The following is a 16,764-nucleotide window of genomic DNA, read 5'->3' as shown; positions in this document are numbered from 1 at the left end:
ACTCCCTGGGGGCACCACATGGAACACAGCGACGAGGAAAAGGCGGCCGGCGACGACCTCGTGCTGGCCTGGCCGCGGCCGGCGGCGAACTGGTTCGAGGCCGCGCCCGTCGGCAACGGGCGGCTCGGCGCGATGGTCTTCGGCGGGCACGGCCGCAGCCGGCTCCAGGTCAACGACTCCACGATCTGGTCGGGACGCCCGCAGGGCCCGGCCGAGGCCCTCGCCGCGGTCGTCGCCTCCGGCGCGGGCCCGGAGCGGCTCGCCGAGGTGCGACACGCCGTCCGCGCCGAGGACCACCGGCGCGCCGAAGATCTGCTGATGTCCTTCGAGGGCGACTACAGCCAGGAGTACCTGCCCTTCCTCGACCTGTGGACGACTCTGGAGGCCGATGGCGACGCCGCCTACCTGGGGCGCAGGCTGAACCTGGACGACGGTGTGGCCGCCGAGTCCTTCGAACTCGGCGGACGCTCCGTACGCCGGAGAGTCTGGGCGAGCCGGCCGGCACGGGCCGTCTGCGTCGAGGTGACCGTCGACGGCGGTACGGCGGACATGCGGCTGGAGATGTCCTCCCCGCTGCGCGTGGTGCACCTCGCCGCCGGCGCGGCCGGGCTCACGCTCGGCGTCGAGGTCCCCGTCGACGGCGCGCCGATGCACGAGCCCGACGTCGCCGAGCCCCTGCGGTACGCCGCCGGCGCGGACGGCGGCTACGACCCGTTCGCCGCGGCCGCCGTGCGCGTCGCCGCCGACGGCGAGGTCTCCGCCTCCGACGGCGTCTGGTCGGTCCGCGGCATGTCCCGGGCTCTGATCGTCATCACCAGTTCGACCAGTGCCGCCGACTACTGGGCGGATCCCGCGGACGACGTCCGCTCGGCGTCCAGGGAGGACCACCTGGCCCGTGCCGTACGCGACGCGGAGGCGGCGGTCGCGGCCGGGGCAGGGGAACTGCTGCGGGCGCACCGGCGCGACCTGCACGGCCTGCTGAGCCCGGCGCGGCTCACGATCGGCGACCGGCGGTCGGGCACGTTCGACGTCGAGAAGGACGTCCTCAGCGGCGAGGACGACGGCCTGGTCGCCACGGTGATGTTCCAGCTGGGCAGGTACCTGCTCGCGTCGTCGTCCCGGCCGGACGCCGGGCCGCCCGCCAACCTGCAGGGCATCTGGAACGCCGACATGCGTCCCCCGTGGTCGTCGAACTACACCGTCAACATCAACACCCAGATGAACTACTGGGGCGCGGAGAGCGCGGGCCTGCCCGAGTGCCACGAGCCGCTGTTCGACCTCATCGAACGGCTCGCCCAGACCGGGGGGAGGGTCAGCAGGGAGCTGTACGGCACAGGCGGCTGGGTCACCCATCACAACACCGACATGTGGGGCTGGGCGCTCCCCGTGGGGATGGGCCACGGGAACCCCTCCTGGGCGATCTGGATGATGGGCGGGGTCTGGCTGTCCCACCATCTCTGGGAGCACTTCGAGTTCGGCCGGGATCTGGCGTTCCTCCGCGACCGGGGGTGGCCGCTGCTCCGCGGCTGCGCCGAGTTCTGCCTGGACTGGCTGGTCGACGGCCCGGACGGCCGGCTGGACACGATCCCCTCCACCTCGCCGGAGAACCTGTTCCTCTCCCGCCGGGGCACCCCCGAGTCGTTGTCGTACTCCACCGCGATGGACATGGCGCTGATCCGCGCGGTGTTCTCGCACTGCCTCGAGGCGGCGGACGCGCTGGGGCTCGACGACCCGATCCTCGGCCGGATCCGTACGGCCATGCCGCGGTTGCGGCCACCGCAGATCGCGCCCGACGGGCGGCTGCGGGAATGGGTCGAGGACCATCAGGAACAGGACCCCCACCACCGGCACCTGTCGTTCCTGGCGAGCGTCTACCCGCTCGGGCAGATCGATCCCGTCGAGACGCCGGACCTCGCGGCGGCGGCCGAGCGGTCGATGGACGCCCGGGGTCCCGGCGCAATGGGGTGGTCCTGGGCGTGGAAGATCGCGCTGCGCGCACGGCTGGGCGACGGCCGCGCCGCGCGGGACCTGTTCCTTGAGGCGACCCGGCCGTACAGCGACGACCCCGAGGTGAACGTCGCCGTCGACGGCTCGCAGTGGGGCGGGCTGCTGCCCAACCTGTTCAGCACCCATCCGCCGTTCCAGATCGACGGCAACTACGGGTTCACGGCGGCGCTGCTGGAGATGGTCGTGCAGAGCCACGGCGGGGTCATCCGGGTCCTTCCCGCCCTCCCCGGGGAGTGGAGCGAGGGATCCGCCCACGGCGTCCGCTGCCGCGGCGGCTGGATCGCCGGCCTCGACTGGCGGCAGGGCGCGCTCACCTCGCTGACCCTTCGCAACGCCCTCGCGGAGACCCGGACCGTGCGCGTCCGCCTGGGCGGCAGGACCGTGGAGCGGACCCTCGCCGGAGGTGAGGAGGTCCTCCTCGGGCCGTCGCTGGACATTCGTGAGAGGACACCGGGCCGATGACCGCCGGACCTGAGCAGGCCGATCTCTGGACGTACCGCAGTGGCTACGAGACGCCGGCGGACTTCGACGCGTTCTGGCGCGGCACCCTCGACGCCGCGGCGTCCCACCCCCTCGACCTGACGCTGGCGCCGGTCGCCACGAGGCTGCGGACCATCGACGTGTTCGATGTGACCTTCCGCGGATTCGGCGGCGACCCGGTCAGGGCGTGGTTGCGCGTCCCCCGCCACCGAAGCGGCCCGCTGCCCGCGGTCGTGCAGTACCACGGCTACGCCAGCGGCCGCGGCCACCCGCTGGAGGACCTGCTGTGGCCCTCCGCCGGATACGCGCACCTGCTGATGGACACCCGGGGCCAGGGCGGGGCGTGGGCGGGCGGCCACACCCCCGACCCGGTCGGCTCGGGTCCGTCGTACCCGGGGTTCATGACCCGTGGCATCACCGCGAAGGAGACGTACTTCTACCGGCGCGTGTTCACCGACGCCGTCCGCGCGGTCGAGGCGGTGCGCGCCGTCGACCTGGTCGATCCCGCGAGGGTCTCGGTCGTCGGGGCGAGCCAGGGCGGCGGGATCGCGCTGGCCGCGGCCGGCCTGGTGCCGGATCTGCGCGCGGTTCATCTCCAGGCGCCGCTGCTGTGCGACATCCGGCAGGGCGTCCGGCAGAGCACCGACGGCCCGTATCTCGAGATCGCCGGGTATCTGGGCACGCACCGCGGCGCGGTGGCGGACGTCTTCGCGACCCTGGCGTACTTCGACGGGATCGCCTTCGCGCAGCGCGCCACCGCGCCTGCGTGGTTCTCGACCGGGCTGATGGACCAGGTGTGCCCGCCGGCGACCGCCTTCGCGGCCTTCCACGCCTACGCGGGACCTAAGGAGATCCGGGCCTGGGAGTTCAACGGGCACGAGGCGGGCGGGTCCCTCGACCTGGAGATCGCCCTCGACGCGTTCCACGCGTCGTCGGGCACGACGGGCACGGCGGACGATCACGGTGCCGTTCAAGGTCGGACCGGCCCTTGAAAGTCTCGTCGGCCGACTCGATGATCTGGCTACGTCCGTAACCGGAGCACACGAGGGCAAGCGAGGCGGGCATGTCCGCTAAAGGTCCTGCGACGCCGGTGGCATGGCTCTGTCACCCGGTGACCCTGGTCGCGGTCGCCCTGCTGATCGTCAACGACCACCTGCTCAAACGCGTGTGGCCGGGAGCGGTCACCGGCAAACTCAGCGATGTGGCCGGGATGTTGGTCACGCCGCCGCTTCTGGCGCTCCTGCTCTCGCCGATCGTGTCGGCCGCGGCCCGGTTTCCGGTCCTGAAGGCCCGTCTCACGGCGGACCGTGTCCCTCCCGTGCCTGTGTCCCGTTCCAGGTCTGATGACTGGGCGGCTCTGGCGGCGATCATGCTGACGGGTGCGGCCTTCGCTCTGGTCAAGGCGACCGCGGCGGGGGCCGAGACGGCCGAGCGCGTGTGGGCGGTGTTCACCCCCTCCGCCACGGTCGTCGCCGACGCCACCGACCTCGCGGCTCTTCCTGCTCTCACCCTCGCCTGGCTGGTCTGGAGACGCGTCCGGCCCGCCTTCTCGGATAGAACGGTGCGTCAGGCAGAACGCACGGTACGGCCCATCCGGGTCGTGCTCGCCCTGCCGGCCGCCGTCTTGGCGGTGACGGCCACCTCCGCTGCCGGCGCCCCTTCCGATTCCTCGGTCGTGCAGGTGGAGGCCGACGACGGGCAGATCTTCGCGTTCCTGGACCCGCAGAGGGAAGCCCTTGTCACGAACGACCAGGGCCGGTCGTGGCGTCGTATGGAGGACCGCCCCTCGGCACCGCCTCAGACCCGCGCCTGCGTCCCCGGTGAGCCGCGGCTGTGTTATCGGGTGCTGCCGCCCCGGCTGAAGGTCGAGCGGTCCGCCGACGGCGGAGCGACCTGGTCGGTGGACTGGCAGATCTCACCGGGCCGGCAGGGCTGGCTGGAGAGGAACCACGAGCCTCCTTACCTGAACGCGAAGGCGCTCCCGGTCGCCTCGATGGCCGTGGCCGTCCTGCCCGTGCCCGGGGGGCACGTCGTCGCGGTCGCCGACGGGGCCGACGGTGTGGCCCTTCGCGACCCGTCAGGACAGTGGCGCCGGCTCTCGCTCGCCGACGACCGGGACAACCTGTCAGAGTCGTCGGCCCCGCCGTTGTCCTCCACCGGTTCTCAGATCCTCGCGGAGACCGGCATGGCCGTCCTCGGCGCGATCGTCATGTTGCTCGTCGTCCTGGCGATCACCGGATGGGCGATCGCGCCGGTCGTAATCACGATCGCCAGTCTGCTGGTGCCCTGGTGGCTGGGGTCCGGCCCGAGGACGCCCGAGGACAGCCTGATGACGATCGTGTTCTGGGGGATGGGTCTGTTCACCGCGATGGGCGGGGCCGCCGGCATGCTCGCTTCCAAACGGCCCAAGACGAGCCGGCGACACCTCGTGGTCCTGCCGGCGGCCTTCTCCGCCGTCTACCTGCCCTTCCTGAGCTGGAGCGCCGGATGGCTCGACGACTACGGCACGGCACGGCTGCTCGCGGGCGTCCTGTACGTGCTGGTGTTCGCTGTGAGCGCCGGTGCGGCGATCCGGTCCCGCGCCCGGCGCCGGCCCGCGAGACAACCGGCCGGCTAGGACCTAGCCCAGTTCGATGCTGGTGACGGCGTAGATTCCGGGCAGGTCGACGTCGGGCACGGGACCGGTGTACATCCGGGCCGCCTCGAAGACCGGCTCCAGTCCGAGCCGCTCCATCATCTGCACCGACGCCTTGTTGATGTCGGGGACGTCGACGACGACGGGCGACCCCGGCACGCTGGCCGCCAGCGCGTTCATCAGCGCGATCGCGACGTCCAGAGAGGAGGCGTAGAGCGGCCCAACGCGCGGCGCCGTGCCCGCGGCCCGTATGACGCCGAGACCGTGCAGCCGTCCGTCGCGCACGGCCGCGAGAGCCGTACGGTCGGGCAGGCCGATCCACGAGGACAGGAACGCGTCGCGCGGCGCGGGGAAGAACCGGCGGTCGTAGGCGGCGATCCGGTCGAACGGAACCGCCCGCGCGTCGATCAGCGTGACGTCGCCCAGCGCGTCCGCGCCCAGCGGGACGCCCTCGAAGCGGAGGTTGTTCCAGGCGCGCCTGAACCCCGACGTCTGATAGTTGTCCTGCTGCTCGACCACCCCGTCGAGCCCGATGTTGCGGCCGGCCAGGTGTTCCATGCCCGCCCGCCAGACCTGGATCCCGTAGCCCTGCCCGCGGACCGACGGCCGGGCGATGTACAACCCGATGAACCCGAAATCGGTTCCGTACCTGATGGCGGATATCGACGCCACGGCCTCTCCTTCGAGCCTCCCGATGAAGAAGCCGTGCGGATCGGCGGAGAAGAAGGCCTGCCCGTCCGACCTGCCCGGGTTCCAGCCCTCGTCGGCGGCCCATCCGCCGATGCGTCTGATGTCCTCCGCGCTCGCGTTGGTAATGCTGAAATCCGCCATCGCCGATCCTTTCGAACAAGGACTCCCCCACCCGCGCGGCCGCGCCTTGGCGGGGGCTGGTCGGCCCCGCCCGCTGCCCGGCGTCACGGCGGCGTCTTCGCAACACGCTAGGTGAGACGGCGGCAGGAAAGGTGGGCGCGTCACACCCACGTTTTCGCGCCGCGACGCCCCGGATAAGGTCCAGGCGTGATGAGCGGGAAAGGCGCAGGCGCGGCCGTCACGGCGACGGTCACGCTGGGACTGGGCTTGTGGGTGGCCGGAGATCGGCCCGGCCCCGTCGAAGGGGGGCTCCAGCGCTGGATCGTCGAGGAGTTCTCGCGGGACACCCTGCTGCTCCGCCTGCTCCTCCTGCCGACGGAGCCGTACGTCCTCATCCCCCTGATCGCACTGACGGCCCTCGCCTGCGCGGTGCGGCGCCGATGGGACGCGGCGGCCTTCTGCCTGGCCGGAACGCTGCTCCCGGTGGCGCTGAACACCTGGGTGCTCAAACCGCTGTTCGACCGCCCGCTCAATGGCTACCTCGCCTATCCGAGCGGCCACACCGTCAGCCTCGTCGCCGCGCTCACCGTGCTCGCCGTACTGGCGGCACCGGGGACGGCACGGGCCGTGGCCGCGGCCGTCGCCGCCGTCGTGACCGTCATGGCGGGGATCGGACTCGTCGGCAGCGGCTACCACTACCCCGTCGACGTGATCGGGGGCGCGTGCTTCGCGATCGCCGCCGTGCTCACGACGTCGATCCCGCTGCGCCGGCGTCCCGGGGATCACTGACCGGCGCCCGCGGCGTTCCACGGACGGCGTCATCCTTTCCCGCGGCCGCCTCGAGCTCCTCGGTGGCCGCGATCGACCCGAGGAGAGCGAGTGCCTGGGCCGACTCCGTCCCGGGCTCGGTGTGGTAAATGATGAGCTGCAGCCCGTCCGCTCCGGGAATGACGAGCTTCTCGTGCCGCAGGTGCAGCTCGCCGACCTTCGGATGCATCAGGTGGCTCGTGCCGTCCCGGCGATGCCCGACCTCGGCGCGGGCCCAGAGGGTCCGGAAACGATCGCTGCGGATCGACAGCTCGCCGACCAGCGCCGCCAGGCGCGGATCCTCGGGGTCTGCCCCCGCCGCGGCGCGCAGACCGCCCACAACCCCGGCCGTCGCGCGCTCCCAGTCCAGGTACAGCTCGCGATCGCCGGGATCGAGGAACACCTGCCGCAGCACGTTGCGGCCGGGCCTGAAGTTGGGCGACAGCGCACGGGCGAGGGCGTTGGCCGCCAGCACGTCCATGTATCTGCCGTACACGTAGGCGGGCATGGGGAACTGGTCGACGAGCTGCGCGATCCCGGCGGGGACCCGCTCGGCGCGCGGGCGCGGGCTGCGGCGGACCCTCGGCCGGGCCAGCTGGTGCAGGTGAGCGGTGGCCGCCGCGTCGAGCCGCAGTGCCCCGGCGAGCGCGTCGAGTATCTGGGCGGACGGATGCCGGCCACGTCCCTGCTCCAGACGCAGGTAGTAGTCGGAGCTGATGCCGGCCAGCATCGCCAGCTCCTCGCGGCGGAGGCCGGGCACCCGCCTCCGCCCGCCGGCGATCAGGCCGACGTCCTCGGGCCGGACCAGATCGCGTCGTGCGCGCAGGTAGGCGCCCAGCGCGTTGGTCGTGTCCACGAGTCGAGGCTAACCGCCTTCCGCCGGGCGTGACTGTCCCTGCCAATCCCAGGATGAGCGGGGCCTCCCCTGCAGGTCAGGCGGGGGATCGAGACTCGAGGCCGGAATCCGCGACCGAAGGAGATCACCGATGACCGTCACGCTCGTCACCGGGGCCAACAAGGGCCTCGGCCGCGAAACCGCCCGCCGGCTCCTCGCGCTCGGGCACACCGTCTACATCGGGGCCCGCGACGCCGGCCGCGGCCGTGCGGCCGCCGCCGAACTGGGCGCCCGGTTCGTGCTCCTCGACGTCACCGACGACGCCTCCGTCGCCGCGGCGGCGGAGGAGCTCGCCCGTGCGGAGGGCCGGCTCGACGTCCTGGTCAACAACGCGGGGATCTTCGAAGGCATGGTGGGGCCCGGCGACGTCTCGATCGGCGCCGCCCGCTCCGTCTACGACGTGAACGTCTTCGGCGTCGTCCGCGTCACCCAGGCGTTCCTGCCTCTGCTGCGTGGATCCGCGTCCCCCGTGATCGTCAACGTCAGCACCTACCTGGGCTCGTTCGGAGTGGTCACCGACCCCGGCCGCGCCCAGAGCGCCTACACGCTTCCCCTTTACGCGTCGTCCAAGGCGGCGGTGAACATGCTCACCGTGCAGTACGCCAAGGGGCTCCCGGAGATGCGCGTCAACGCCGTCGAACCCGGCCTCACCGCGACCGACCTCCACGGCCTGAGCGGCCACGGGATCCAGACGGTCGAGCAGGGCGCGGAGGTGATCGTCCAGGCCGCGATCATCGGCCCTGGCGGTCCCACCGGCACCTTCTTCGATCTTGCGGGCGACGCGCCGTGGTGACGCCCGTACGCCCCGGCCGGTGGCCGGCGCCGCTCATCCGATCTCGGTGACCCGGGGCGGCCGTTCCCCGGCGCCCGCCTCGATGTCCGCGTCGGAGCACGAGCGCAGGACCACGTCGGGCATCGCCCGGCCATGCCTGACGATGTGATTGCCCGTGAACCGGATGCCGCGGGTGCTCTTGGCATCGAGCGCGGGCACACCATCGAGCACGAACCGGTTGCCCTCGACGACCACACCACTGTGAACCGCACACCCCGGACCGCTCCGGGAGTTCCTCGGATCCACAAATACCGCCGGACCACCCGGCTCGACGAACTCGTTACCCCGAATCGTCAGATCCCGCACCGGCCCCGACTCCCACCACTCATCCGCATCCCCCGAGACATGAACCCCGGCCATCCCCATCCGCTCGAACCGATTGCCCTCGATGACGACACGACGCCGGGTGGTCACCAACACCCCTCGCGTCGGCACATTACGGAACACATTCCGAGCAATATGCACAGCCGGCGTCCGCGTCACGTTCTCCACCGCCGCCCACCCGGCCAGATCACCCGGCAACTCGGTATCGACCCTCACCACGATGCCGCGCAACGGCCGATCGTGGTCACGCCCGCTCGGCTGCCACACCTGCTCCACCGTCGCCGACGCGACCGGCTCGAGCGTGGCCCGATCCACGACCTCCACCACATCACCCGGCGCGAACTGCGCGAACCCCGCCGTCTCCCGATGCACATACTCCAACGCAAGAGTCCGCCGATCCGGCTGCCCCGCGACACGCAGGTAGGTGCCGTGGATGTTGATCGGATCATCATGCGGCCCATCGAACACACAATCCCGCACCGCCACCTGTCCCGAACAGCCGGAGAACTGCACGAAATCCGCGAACCCCGCACTGTGCCGCCCACTACCCGGCGGAGTCTGAAACTCGCACTGCTCGACGGTGACGTCCCGGCTCATCTGCGCGACCACCCCGAACCCATGCAGGAACCGGAACCGCACCCCCGACAACGTCACCTCAGAGCTGTCCAGCACCAGCCCACCCGGATGATCACGCGTCGTCGACCGCATCTGATAGACCAGCCCCCCATCGGCCGGCATCTCGGCATGCTCATAATCGATCCGGATCTCACGCTCCCCCACCGACCGGATCGACCGGACGTGCTCGAACAGGGGATTGGCACCGCGCCACGTCCGCCCCACGGCGGGATCGTGGATCTGCGTGTAATCCAGCGCGTCCCACCCTTGCCACGCCACCCCACCGGAGCCGACGACCTCACCGTGCCAGCGGACCGAAGCACCCTCCACAGCGAACAGCGTGGCCTCCGGCACCCGGATCACCCGAAACGCCCGCCCTGCCGCGATGCCCGCATCCACCACCGTGGCGTCGACCACCGTCGGCACCGCGAAGTCGAACTCCAGACCCTGCAGGCGCACTCGCCGCGAATCGATCACCGCGAACGTCGTCTGCACCCCGTGCAGGACCAGCCGGGCACCCTCCCCCACGATGACCAGATCGTCCACCGACTCGATCAACAACGCGATCGTCTTGACCCGGAACGCCGGATCGTCCCCCACCGTGTTGGACACATACAACTCACGCCGCGCCGCACCCTCCGGCCACAGGTGATACTCCCCCGGCGCAAACCGCACCACCACAGGCCCGCCCACGGCGGCGGCGGCCGCCAAAGCCGCCGCCACCGCAGGCCCCGCATCCGACCGGCTCCCGGGAACCGCCCCGAAACCGGTGACGTCCAGCAGGACCGGCACGGGCCGGGCCTCCTCGCTGACGTTCTCGCGGGCTCCCGTCACGCGCCCCCGCTTCCGGGCTCGGGGTACGGCGAGGGCGACTCGACGACTCGGCGCAGCCGGGCGAGTCCTCCGGAGGGAACGGTCAGCGCCTGGGGCCCGGTGGCCAGGACGACGTCGCCGTCTGCGAGCAGCCGACCCCTGGCGTCCCAGATCTCCAGGCCGGCACGGATCTCGCCCGCCTCGTTCAGCAGGATCGGAGGGCTGTCGTCGGCGTTCGCGACCAGCAACTCCGTCCAGTCCCCCTCGGGAACCCGGATCGCGTGCGGCGCGTACCTCGCGACGAGGTGCCTGCCGCCCTCGTGCGCGCCGGCGACCGGATACAGCAGGTCGGGGCGCTCCGGCACCAGGCGGCCGTGCAGGAGCAGGTCGCGGTGTTCGCGCCAGACGCCGAGCCAGAACGCCAGAGCGTCGGACTGGTCCTCGGGAAGCCGCGCCAGATCCATGGAGACCTGCGGCACGCCCAGCAGCGCATTGATCAGATGATGGGCGACCCGCTCCGGGCTGTCGCCCTCCGCCCACATGATCGGGTCGCTGTGGATCGGCGTGCCCGGCCGCGCGAGGCGGAGGTCGAGGATGCCGATGCGGTTCTGGACCGCGTTCAGCGGGCAGTCGCCGACGCGGATCATCGAGGCGGACCGCCCGACGGCGGGGTGCACGTACGGCTCACGGAACTCGATCAGCGGCTCCGAGCCGAGGGCCCGCAGCGTGTCGACGATCTCGGCCACGGTGTCGGCGGCCGCGGCGACGGACCCCGGCGCTCCGGGGTCGGCGAACTCCTCCAGGAAGTCGAGCTTGAGCCCGTCGGCCCGCGTCCGTGCGACGAGGTCGCGGATCCGCCCGACCAGGTAGGCGCGAGTGGGCGGATCCCGCGGATCCAGCACCTCCGCCTCGAGCTCCGGCCGGTCGCGCAGCGTCGCGAGGCCCAGGCCGCGGGCTTTCGCCTGATTCCCGAGGAAGGGGGTGCCGACCCACCAGACGGTGCGCAGGCCCCGGCCGCGCAGTTCCTCGACCAGACCGGCCGCGTCGGGGAACTTCTCCTCGGCGACCTCCCAGTCGCCGCACGATCCGTATCCCCGGCCGTGCGACGTCGTCTGCCAGCCGTCGTCGATGATCACCGTGCCGAATCCCATCGCCGTGGCGCGGTCGGCCTGCGCGAGGACGGCGTCGGCGGAGACGTGCTGGTGCGCGAAGTACCAGGTGCACAGGACCGGATCCTCCGCCCCCGGTGCCGCACGGTGGCCCTCCGCTCCCTGGAGCCACCGTCCCGCCTCGGGCACGGCCTCGGCGAAGCCGCGGCCGGACGCGTCCAGCAGCAGCCTCACCTGCTCCGACGTATCCGTGGCGCCGACCGCGACCATGATCGCAAAATCGGCGGTCTCCTCCACGAGACCGGCCCGCACGGTGGTCACGTTCGTGCCGGCGTCGACCGCATAGACCAGCCTCGTCACGTCGTGCGTCGCGAGCAGAGCCCCGACCGGAAGTCCCTGCAGGGCGGTCGTGTCGACCGACTCCGCCCATGACGGCGGAATGGTGGCGTGCGGCACCGTGCTGCCGGGACGCCACCACGCGGCGGCGTCGGTCGCGGGGATCGTCGCGGTGAGGCCGAGCGGCTCACCGCGCGTGGGGAACACGATCTCGAAGACGCCGTCGCGGAGTTCCCGCACGCGCACACCGGCCGAACGGGTCGCCTGCAATCGGAGCCCGACGCCGGGACTGCTCCCGGCCAGCACGACGGGCGTCTCTGGCGGCGCCTGCGCCGTGCCAGGCAGCCAGAAGGTAACGGTCGACGGCGATGCGACGTCGGTCATTTGCTCCCCGTGAAAGATATTCCGCCGATGATGTGACGCTGGGCGATGAAGAAAAGCAGGACGCATGGAAGGGTCACCACCAGTGCGGTGGCCATCAATAGCGGAGTGTTCGTTCCGTTGACCGACTGGAATCCGGCCAGGGCGAGAGGCAGCGTCTTCCACCGGTCCGTCGTCAGGTAAATGGCGGCCTGGAAGAAGTTGTTCCAATACGACATGAACTGCAGCACCGCGGTGGCGATGATGATCGGACGGGAAAGCGGCAGATAAATGGAGAACCAGATGCGGAACCAGCCCGCCCCGTCGATGAGGGCGGCGTCCGTCAAAGCCGCCGGCAGCCGCAGATAGAACTGCCGGTAAAGGAAGATGAAGAACGCGGACCCGAAGAAGGTCGGCACGATGATCGGCCACAGTGTGTCGATCATGTCGAGATCCTTGAACAGGATGAACTGCGGCACGATGGTCACCTCCTGCGGCAGCAGGAGGGTCGACAGGACGATCGCGAACAGCACGCCGGATCCCCGGGCCCGGATCCGCGCGAACGCGAATCCGACCAGCGATGAGGAGAAGACCACCGCGGCGACCGGCACGAGCGTGCTCAGCAGTGAATTGCGGAGGTACGCCCAGAAGGGGAACGACCCGAGACCGTCGGCGAAGTTGGACCACTGCCACTGGATGGGCCAGAGGGACACTCCCCCGTGCGAGACGCCCTCCGGCGTACGCAGCGCGGTCGCGATCATCCAGAGGAACGGATAGACGAAGCCGATCGACCCGACCACGAGCAAGGTGAGCGCGAGGATCCGGGTCCCGAGCGGCTCGCGTCGCGGCCCTCCTCCGCCTTTCGCAGTCAGCGCCCTCGTGCTAGCCGACATGGACACGCCGCCTTCGCTCCTTCGGTCGTTGCGATTCGTAGTAGACCCAGAAGGCGCTTCCCCGGAACACCACCGCGGTGAGCACCATGATCATGATGAAGAAGATCCAGGCCAGGGCCGACGCGTATCCCATCCGGAAGAAGGAGAACGCGTTGTTGTAGAGATAAAGCACGTAGAACAGGAGCGAGTCGGCCGGGCCGCCCCCGTTGTGGGTGACCACGTACCCCTGGGTGAACGTCTGCATCGCGTAGATGAGCCCGGTGACCACGTTGAAGAAGATGACCGGGCTCACCTGCGGAATCGTGATGTTCCACAGGGAGCGCCACCGGTTGGCGCCGTCGATCTCCGCGGCCTCGTAGAGCTCCTTGGAGATGTCCTGCAGTCCGGCGAGATAGATGATCATGTTCCCGCCGACCGTCCAGAGGCTCATGATGATCACTGTCGGCAGAGCCCAGTGCGCGTCGAAGAGCCACTTGGGTCCCTCGATGCCGAACACGCGGAGCAGCCCGTTGGCCAGGCCGTAGCCAGGGTTGAACACCCAGATGAACAGCACCGCCTGGGCCACGCCGGTGACCAGCGACGGCAGGTACCAGATCGTGCGGAACACGTGGATGCCACGCACCTTGATGTTCATCAGCAGCGCGACGGCCAGCGACAGCACCGTCTGCAGCGGAACGCTGACGACCGCGTACGTGAGCGTGACCTTGAGCGCCTGCCCGAGATCGGGATCGGAGAAGGCTTCCCTGTAGTTGGCGATCCCGACGAACTTCGCCGGGTCGATGAGGTTCCAGTCCGTGAACGACAGAACCAGGGAGTACACCATCGGCCCTCCCGTGAACACGAGGAAGCCGACGATCCACGGCGAGACGAAGACCCAGAACGCCGCGGTGTTCCGCGTGATCCAGCGTGCCCGGACGGCCCCCCACAGGGCGGCGTAGACAACGGCGAACACGGCGGCCAGCAGGATGACGAAGGACAGGATGGGCCTAAGTCCCACATCGATGTGCAGCCGTTCGAGAACTCCCTCGAGGCTCTGCACGATGTCCGACATGTCGATTTTCTCTCTCTACGCCACCTGTGGGCGGCTCCGGTGACTACTTGGTCGCGTCGAGCATCTGCTGGCACTGCGACTGAAGCTCCGGCAGCACGGTCGCCGGGTCCTCGTTGCCCGAGCCGATCGCGGTGCGGGAGTTCAGATCGGTGGAGAACGTGCTCTCGATCTTCACCTTGTCCTTCACATAGGGCGTGGTGACCGCGTTGGTGACCGCGTCGGTGAAGGCCTGGAGGTTCACTCGCGGTGCGATCGCCTTGAAGGACTCGAGGGATCCCTGGATGACCGGGACGCCGAGCGCGGACGTCGTCGACGCCAGCAGGTTCTGGGCGTCAGGGCTCGTGCTCATGAACTTCGTGAAGGTCTTCGCCGCGGCGACCTCCGCCTCCGTCGCCGACTTCGCGATGCCGAGGCTGTCGACCTCCATCGGCTCCCCCTTGCCGGGCATCGGCACGATGAGGAACTTCGACGTGTCCAGCGCGGCGATCTTGGCGATGTTCCATGGGCCGAAGTCGGGCAACATCGCGACCTTCTGGTCCGCGAACCACTGGAACATGTCCTGGCCCTGGGCGTCGGTGGGGTTGGGCGCGAACCCGTCGGGCCTGGTGGAGCCGACCACGGTCTGCGCGGCGCGGATTCCGTCGGCGTTGCCCATGGTGCACGTCTGGCCGTCCGGGCTGTAGTACGAACCGCCCTCCGCGATCAGCCAGCCGTCGTACCACAGCGGCGCGGAGCCATAGACCTTCTTCTCCCCCGACCCGGACGTCAGCTTCTTGGCCGCGGACACGAAGTCCTGGGTGCTGATCGGCGCCGATCCGGACGGAACGGTGATGCCCGCCGAGTCGAACATGGCCTTGTTGACCGCCATGACCTTGCTCTTCGCGACGAAGGGGACCGCGTAGTCTGTGCCCCCGACGTTGCCGGCCTTCGCGACGGCCTGAGAGTAGTAGACGCCCGAGTCGACCTGGACCGGCGTGAACGCGTTGGCGAAGCTCGGCAACGCGGTGTTGGAGATCTGTGCCACGGTCGGGGCATCGCCGCCGGCGATCGACGTCTGGAGCTTCTGCTCGTAGTCGCTCTGGATCCAGTTGGCCTCGACCTTGATCGTGGGGTTCGCCTTCTCGAACGCCGTGATCATCGACTTGATGGTGGCGGACTCGTCGTTGTTGCCCCAGAAGGCGTAGGTGATCGTGGTGGTCCCGGCGCCGGCCGAGTCTCCGCTCGGCTCACTGCTGCACGCGGCGAGCGCGAGTAACGAGGCGGCGGCCGTGACGGTGGCGAGTGCCTTTCCCTGCAAGGGGGTCTCCTTTGTTAGTGATCTGTCACTGCTCACGGAGCACGACGACGCTGCCGTCCGCGCCTGCGCGTACGCGTGAACCGTTCGGCACGTCGACCGTGGTGACACGCCCGCCGTCCCAGGTGGAGGACCAGGTCACGCCTGGTCCCGCGGTCACCTGGAACTCGGTGCTCCGCCTGCCCTCATGGCGCACTCCGACGACGGAGGCGCCGACCGGTACGTCCGCGACCTCGATCCATTCGCCGGCCGGAAGATGGGAGCGGGTGTGGACGACGCCCTCCTTCGCGCCCGGCTCCAGACCGGTCAGGCCCACCGCGACGTGGGCGACGTGCGTGAAGGGGACCTCCGGGTAGTCCGCGCGGGAGCCGGCGAGGAACCGGATCCACCGCAGCGCCTCGTCGTCCCGGCCGTAACGGAGGAAGGCCTCAGGGAGGTAGGTGAAGGCCTCGATGTTCGACGGCGGCGCCGTCTCGAGCCCGGATCGCAGGAAGTCGAGGTGCGCGTCCGATCGGCGGTCGACGCCCATGATCCCCTTGACCGCCGGGAACCACGTGCTCTCCAGACGGAACCCGCCGACCGGCCCGTCGGCGGTGAAGCCCGCCGCGTAGTGCCGGTCGTCCGGCAGCCACCATGAGCTGGAGAAATGCTCGCCCAGTCGCCCGGCCCGCTCGCGGTTCCACGCGGCGAAGTCCTCGTCGAGCGCCGACCCCGTGACGGAGCCCAGCGCCCGGTGCGCCGCCCACTGGCTCGCGATCCCGTCGGCCGCGACCTGCAGGTACGGCGGCCGGTCCACCTCGTTGTAGGTGGCCGTCCCCTGGAAGATGTCCCCGGTGCCGCGTTCGCCGGCGACGCCCGTGCCGAGAGGGTCATGGGCCTCGACGAACGACGTCATCGTGGTGCGCACGAACGACGCGATCTCCGGAGCGAGCAGGAACCTGTCGTCCGCCGTCCAGCGGTACTGCTCGACCGCCTTCTCCACGAGTTCGAAAGGCGCCGGGACCTCGCGCACGAAGTCGTCGTCGGAGTGATAGTCGATGGCGGCGGGCGTGCCGTCGAACTCGAACGCCCACAACGGATACCAGACGCGTTCGCCGTTCGACGATCCGGCGAAATGCCGGAGCATCGAAAGGTTCTCCGCGTCCAATCCCAGCAGATGGGCGCCGAGCATTTGGTGGGCGAGGTCTCTCGAATAGAACATCGGCCGGTCCGTGAGGCCGGCCCAGTAACTCGGGAGATATCTGGGATCTCGTCCCGTCTGAACCCACTCATTGGAACGTTCTGACGCCCAAATGAAAGACTCGACAAGATCACGCATGCTCGAATCAACCCGAACATGTCCAGATAGGCGATTCAGATCCCGCCCTGCGGCATGCGCGCCGGGCGGCGTCTTCCCTGTCATGGAAAGTGAGTGTTACATACACGTCATAAACACGTCAACGGCACGACAAAGGTGTGCATTACAAGACGGCAACATGGCGTCGGATGTTCCGTGGCATCGTG

13 protein-coding genes are annotated in these 16,764 nt (G+C 70.0%); 5 read left to right on the top strand and 8 right to left on the bottom strand.

Going from position 1 to position 16,764, the window contains the following annotated elements:
* Positions 1-18 precede the first annotated feature (18 nt).
* The 3 genes from Pka01_RS10460 (at position 19) to Pka01_RS10450 (ending at position 5,104) form a co-directional block, all read left to right on the top strand.
* A complete protein-coding gene (locus Pka01_RS10460) occupies positions 19-2,469 on the top strand; it encodes a glycosyl hydrolase family 95 catalytic domain-containing protein (protein ID WP_203882464.1) in 2,451 nt (816 codons plus the stop codon).
* The gene (locus Pka01_RS10455) at positions 2,466-3,479 is read left to right on the top strand and encodes an acetylxylan esterase (RefSeq protein ID WP_203882463.1); all 1,014 of its coding nucleotides are present in this window, start codon (positions 2,466-2,468) and stop codon (positions 3,477-3,479) included. Before Pka01_RS10460 ends, Pka01_RS10455 begins: the two co-directional genes overlap by 4 nt.
* A gap of 98 nt (positions 3,480-3,577) precedes the next feature.
* Entirely contained in the window at positions 3,578-5,104 is a 1,527-nt protein-coding gene (locus Pka01_RS10450) for a hypothetical protein (protein WP_203882462.1), read from the top strand.
* 3 nt (positions 5,105-5,107) lie between these two features.
* On the opposite strand, the gene Pka01_RS10445 is transcribed toward Pka01_RS10450, so the two are convergent.
* The gene (locus Pka01_RS10445) at positions 5,108-5,953 is read right to left on the bottom strand and encodes a GNAT family N-acetyltransferase (protein WP_203882461.1); all 846 of its coding nucleotides are present in this window, start codon (positions 5,951-5,953) and stop codon (positions 5,108-5,110) included.
* A gap of 189 nt (positions 5,954-6,142) precedes the next feature.
* Here Pka01_RS10445 and Pka01_RS10440 point away from each other — a divergent pair, with 189 nt between their 5' ends.
* Entirely contained in the window at positions 6,143-6,721 is a 579-nt protein-coding gene (locus Pka01_RS10440) for a phosphatase PAP2 family protein (RefSeq protein WP_203882460.1), read from the top strand.
* Here the strand turns inward: Pka01_RS10440 and Pka01_RS10435 are convergent.
* Entirely contained in the window at positions 6,678-7,595 is a 918-nt protein-coding gene (locus Pka01_RS10435; RefSeq protein WP_203882459.1) for a helix-turn-helix domain-containing protein, read from the bottom strand. The genes Pka01_RS10440 and Pka01_RS10435 overlap by 44 nt on opposite strands.
* 130 nt (positions 7,596-7,725) lie before the next feature.
* On the opposite strand from Pka01_RS10435, the gene Pka01_RS10430 reads away from it, so the two are divergent.
* Positions 7,726-8,427: an SDR family NAD(P)-dependent oxidoreductase gene (locus Pka01_RS10430; protein ID WP_203882458.1), complete on the top strand. Its 702-nt coding sequence runs from the start codon at positions 7,726-7,728 to the stop codon at positions 8,425-8,427.
* A gap of 33 nt (positions 8,428-8,460) precedes the next feature.
* On the opposite strand, the gene Pka01_RS10425 is transcribed toward Pka01_RS10430, so the two are convergent.
* From Pka01_RS10425 to Pka01_RS10400, 6 genes are read right to left on the bottom strand one after another with little or no spacing between them, the layout of a single operon-like run.
* Positions 8,461-10,197, bottom strand: coding sequence for a right-handed parallel beta-helix repeat-containing protein (locus Pka01_RS10425; protein ID WP_203882457.1), 1,737 nt, complete (start codon positions 10,195-10,197; stop codon positions 8,461-8,463).
* 38 nt (positions 10,198-10,235) lie between these two features.
* Positions 10,236-12,047, bottom strand: a complete 1,812-nt coding sequence (locus Pka01_RS10420; RefSeq protein ID WP_203882456.1) for an alpha-galactosidase — start codon at positions 12,045-12,047, stop codon at positions 10,236-10,238.
* Complete coding sequence (locus tag Pka01_RS10415; RefSeq protein ID WP_203882455.1) at positions 12,044-12,916, bottom strand: carbohydrate ABC transporter permease; 873 nt, start codon at positions 12,914-12,916, stop codon at positions 12,044-12,046. The genes Pka01_RS10420 and Pka01_RS10415 overlap by 4 nt, the downstream gene beginning before the upstream one ends.
* Positions 12,906-13,967, bottom strand: a complete 1,062-nt coding sequence (locus tag Pka01_RS10410; protein ID WP_203882454.1) for a carbohydrate ABC transporter permease — start codon at positions 13,965-13,967, stop codon at positions 12,906-12,908. The genes Pka01_RS10415 and Pka01_RS10410 overlap by 11 nt, the downstream gene beginning before the upstream one ends.
* A 43-nt stretch (positions 13,968-14,010) precedes the next feature.
* Positions 14,011-15,264: an extracellular solute-binding protein gene (locus tag Pka01_RS10405; protein ID WP_203882453.1), complete on the bottom strand. Its 1,254-nt coding sequence runs from the start codon at positions 15,262-15,264 to the stop codon at positions 14,011-14,013.
* 25 nt (positions 15,265-15,289) lie between these two features.
* A complete protein-coding gene (locus Pka01_RS10400; RefSeq protein ID WP_203882452.1) occupies positions 15,290-16,462 on the bottom strand; it encodes a hypothetical protein in 1,173 nt (390 codons plus the stop codon).
* Positions 16,463-16,764 lie beyond the last annotated feature (302 nt).

Origin of the sequence: Planotetraspora kaengkrachanensis, assembly GCF_016862895.1 — a bacterium.
GTDB classification, from domain to species: Bacteria; Actinomycetota; Actinomycetes; order Streptosporangiales; family Streptosporangiaceae; genus Planotetraspora; species Planotetraspora kaengkrachanensis.
This window is presented reverse-complemented; position numbering and strand designations above follow the sequence as displayed.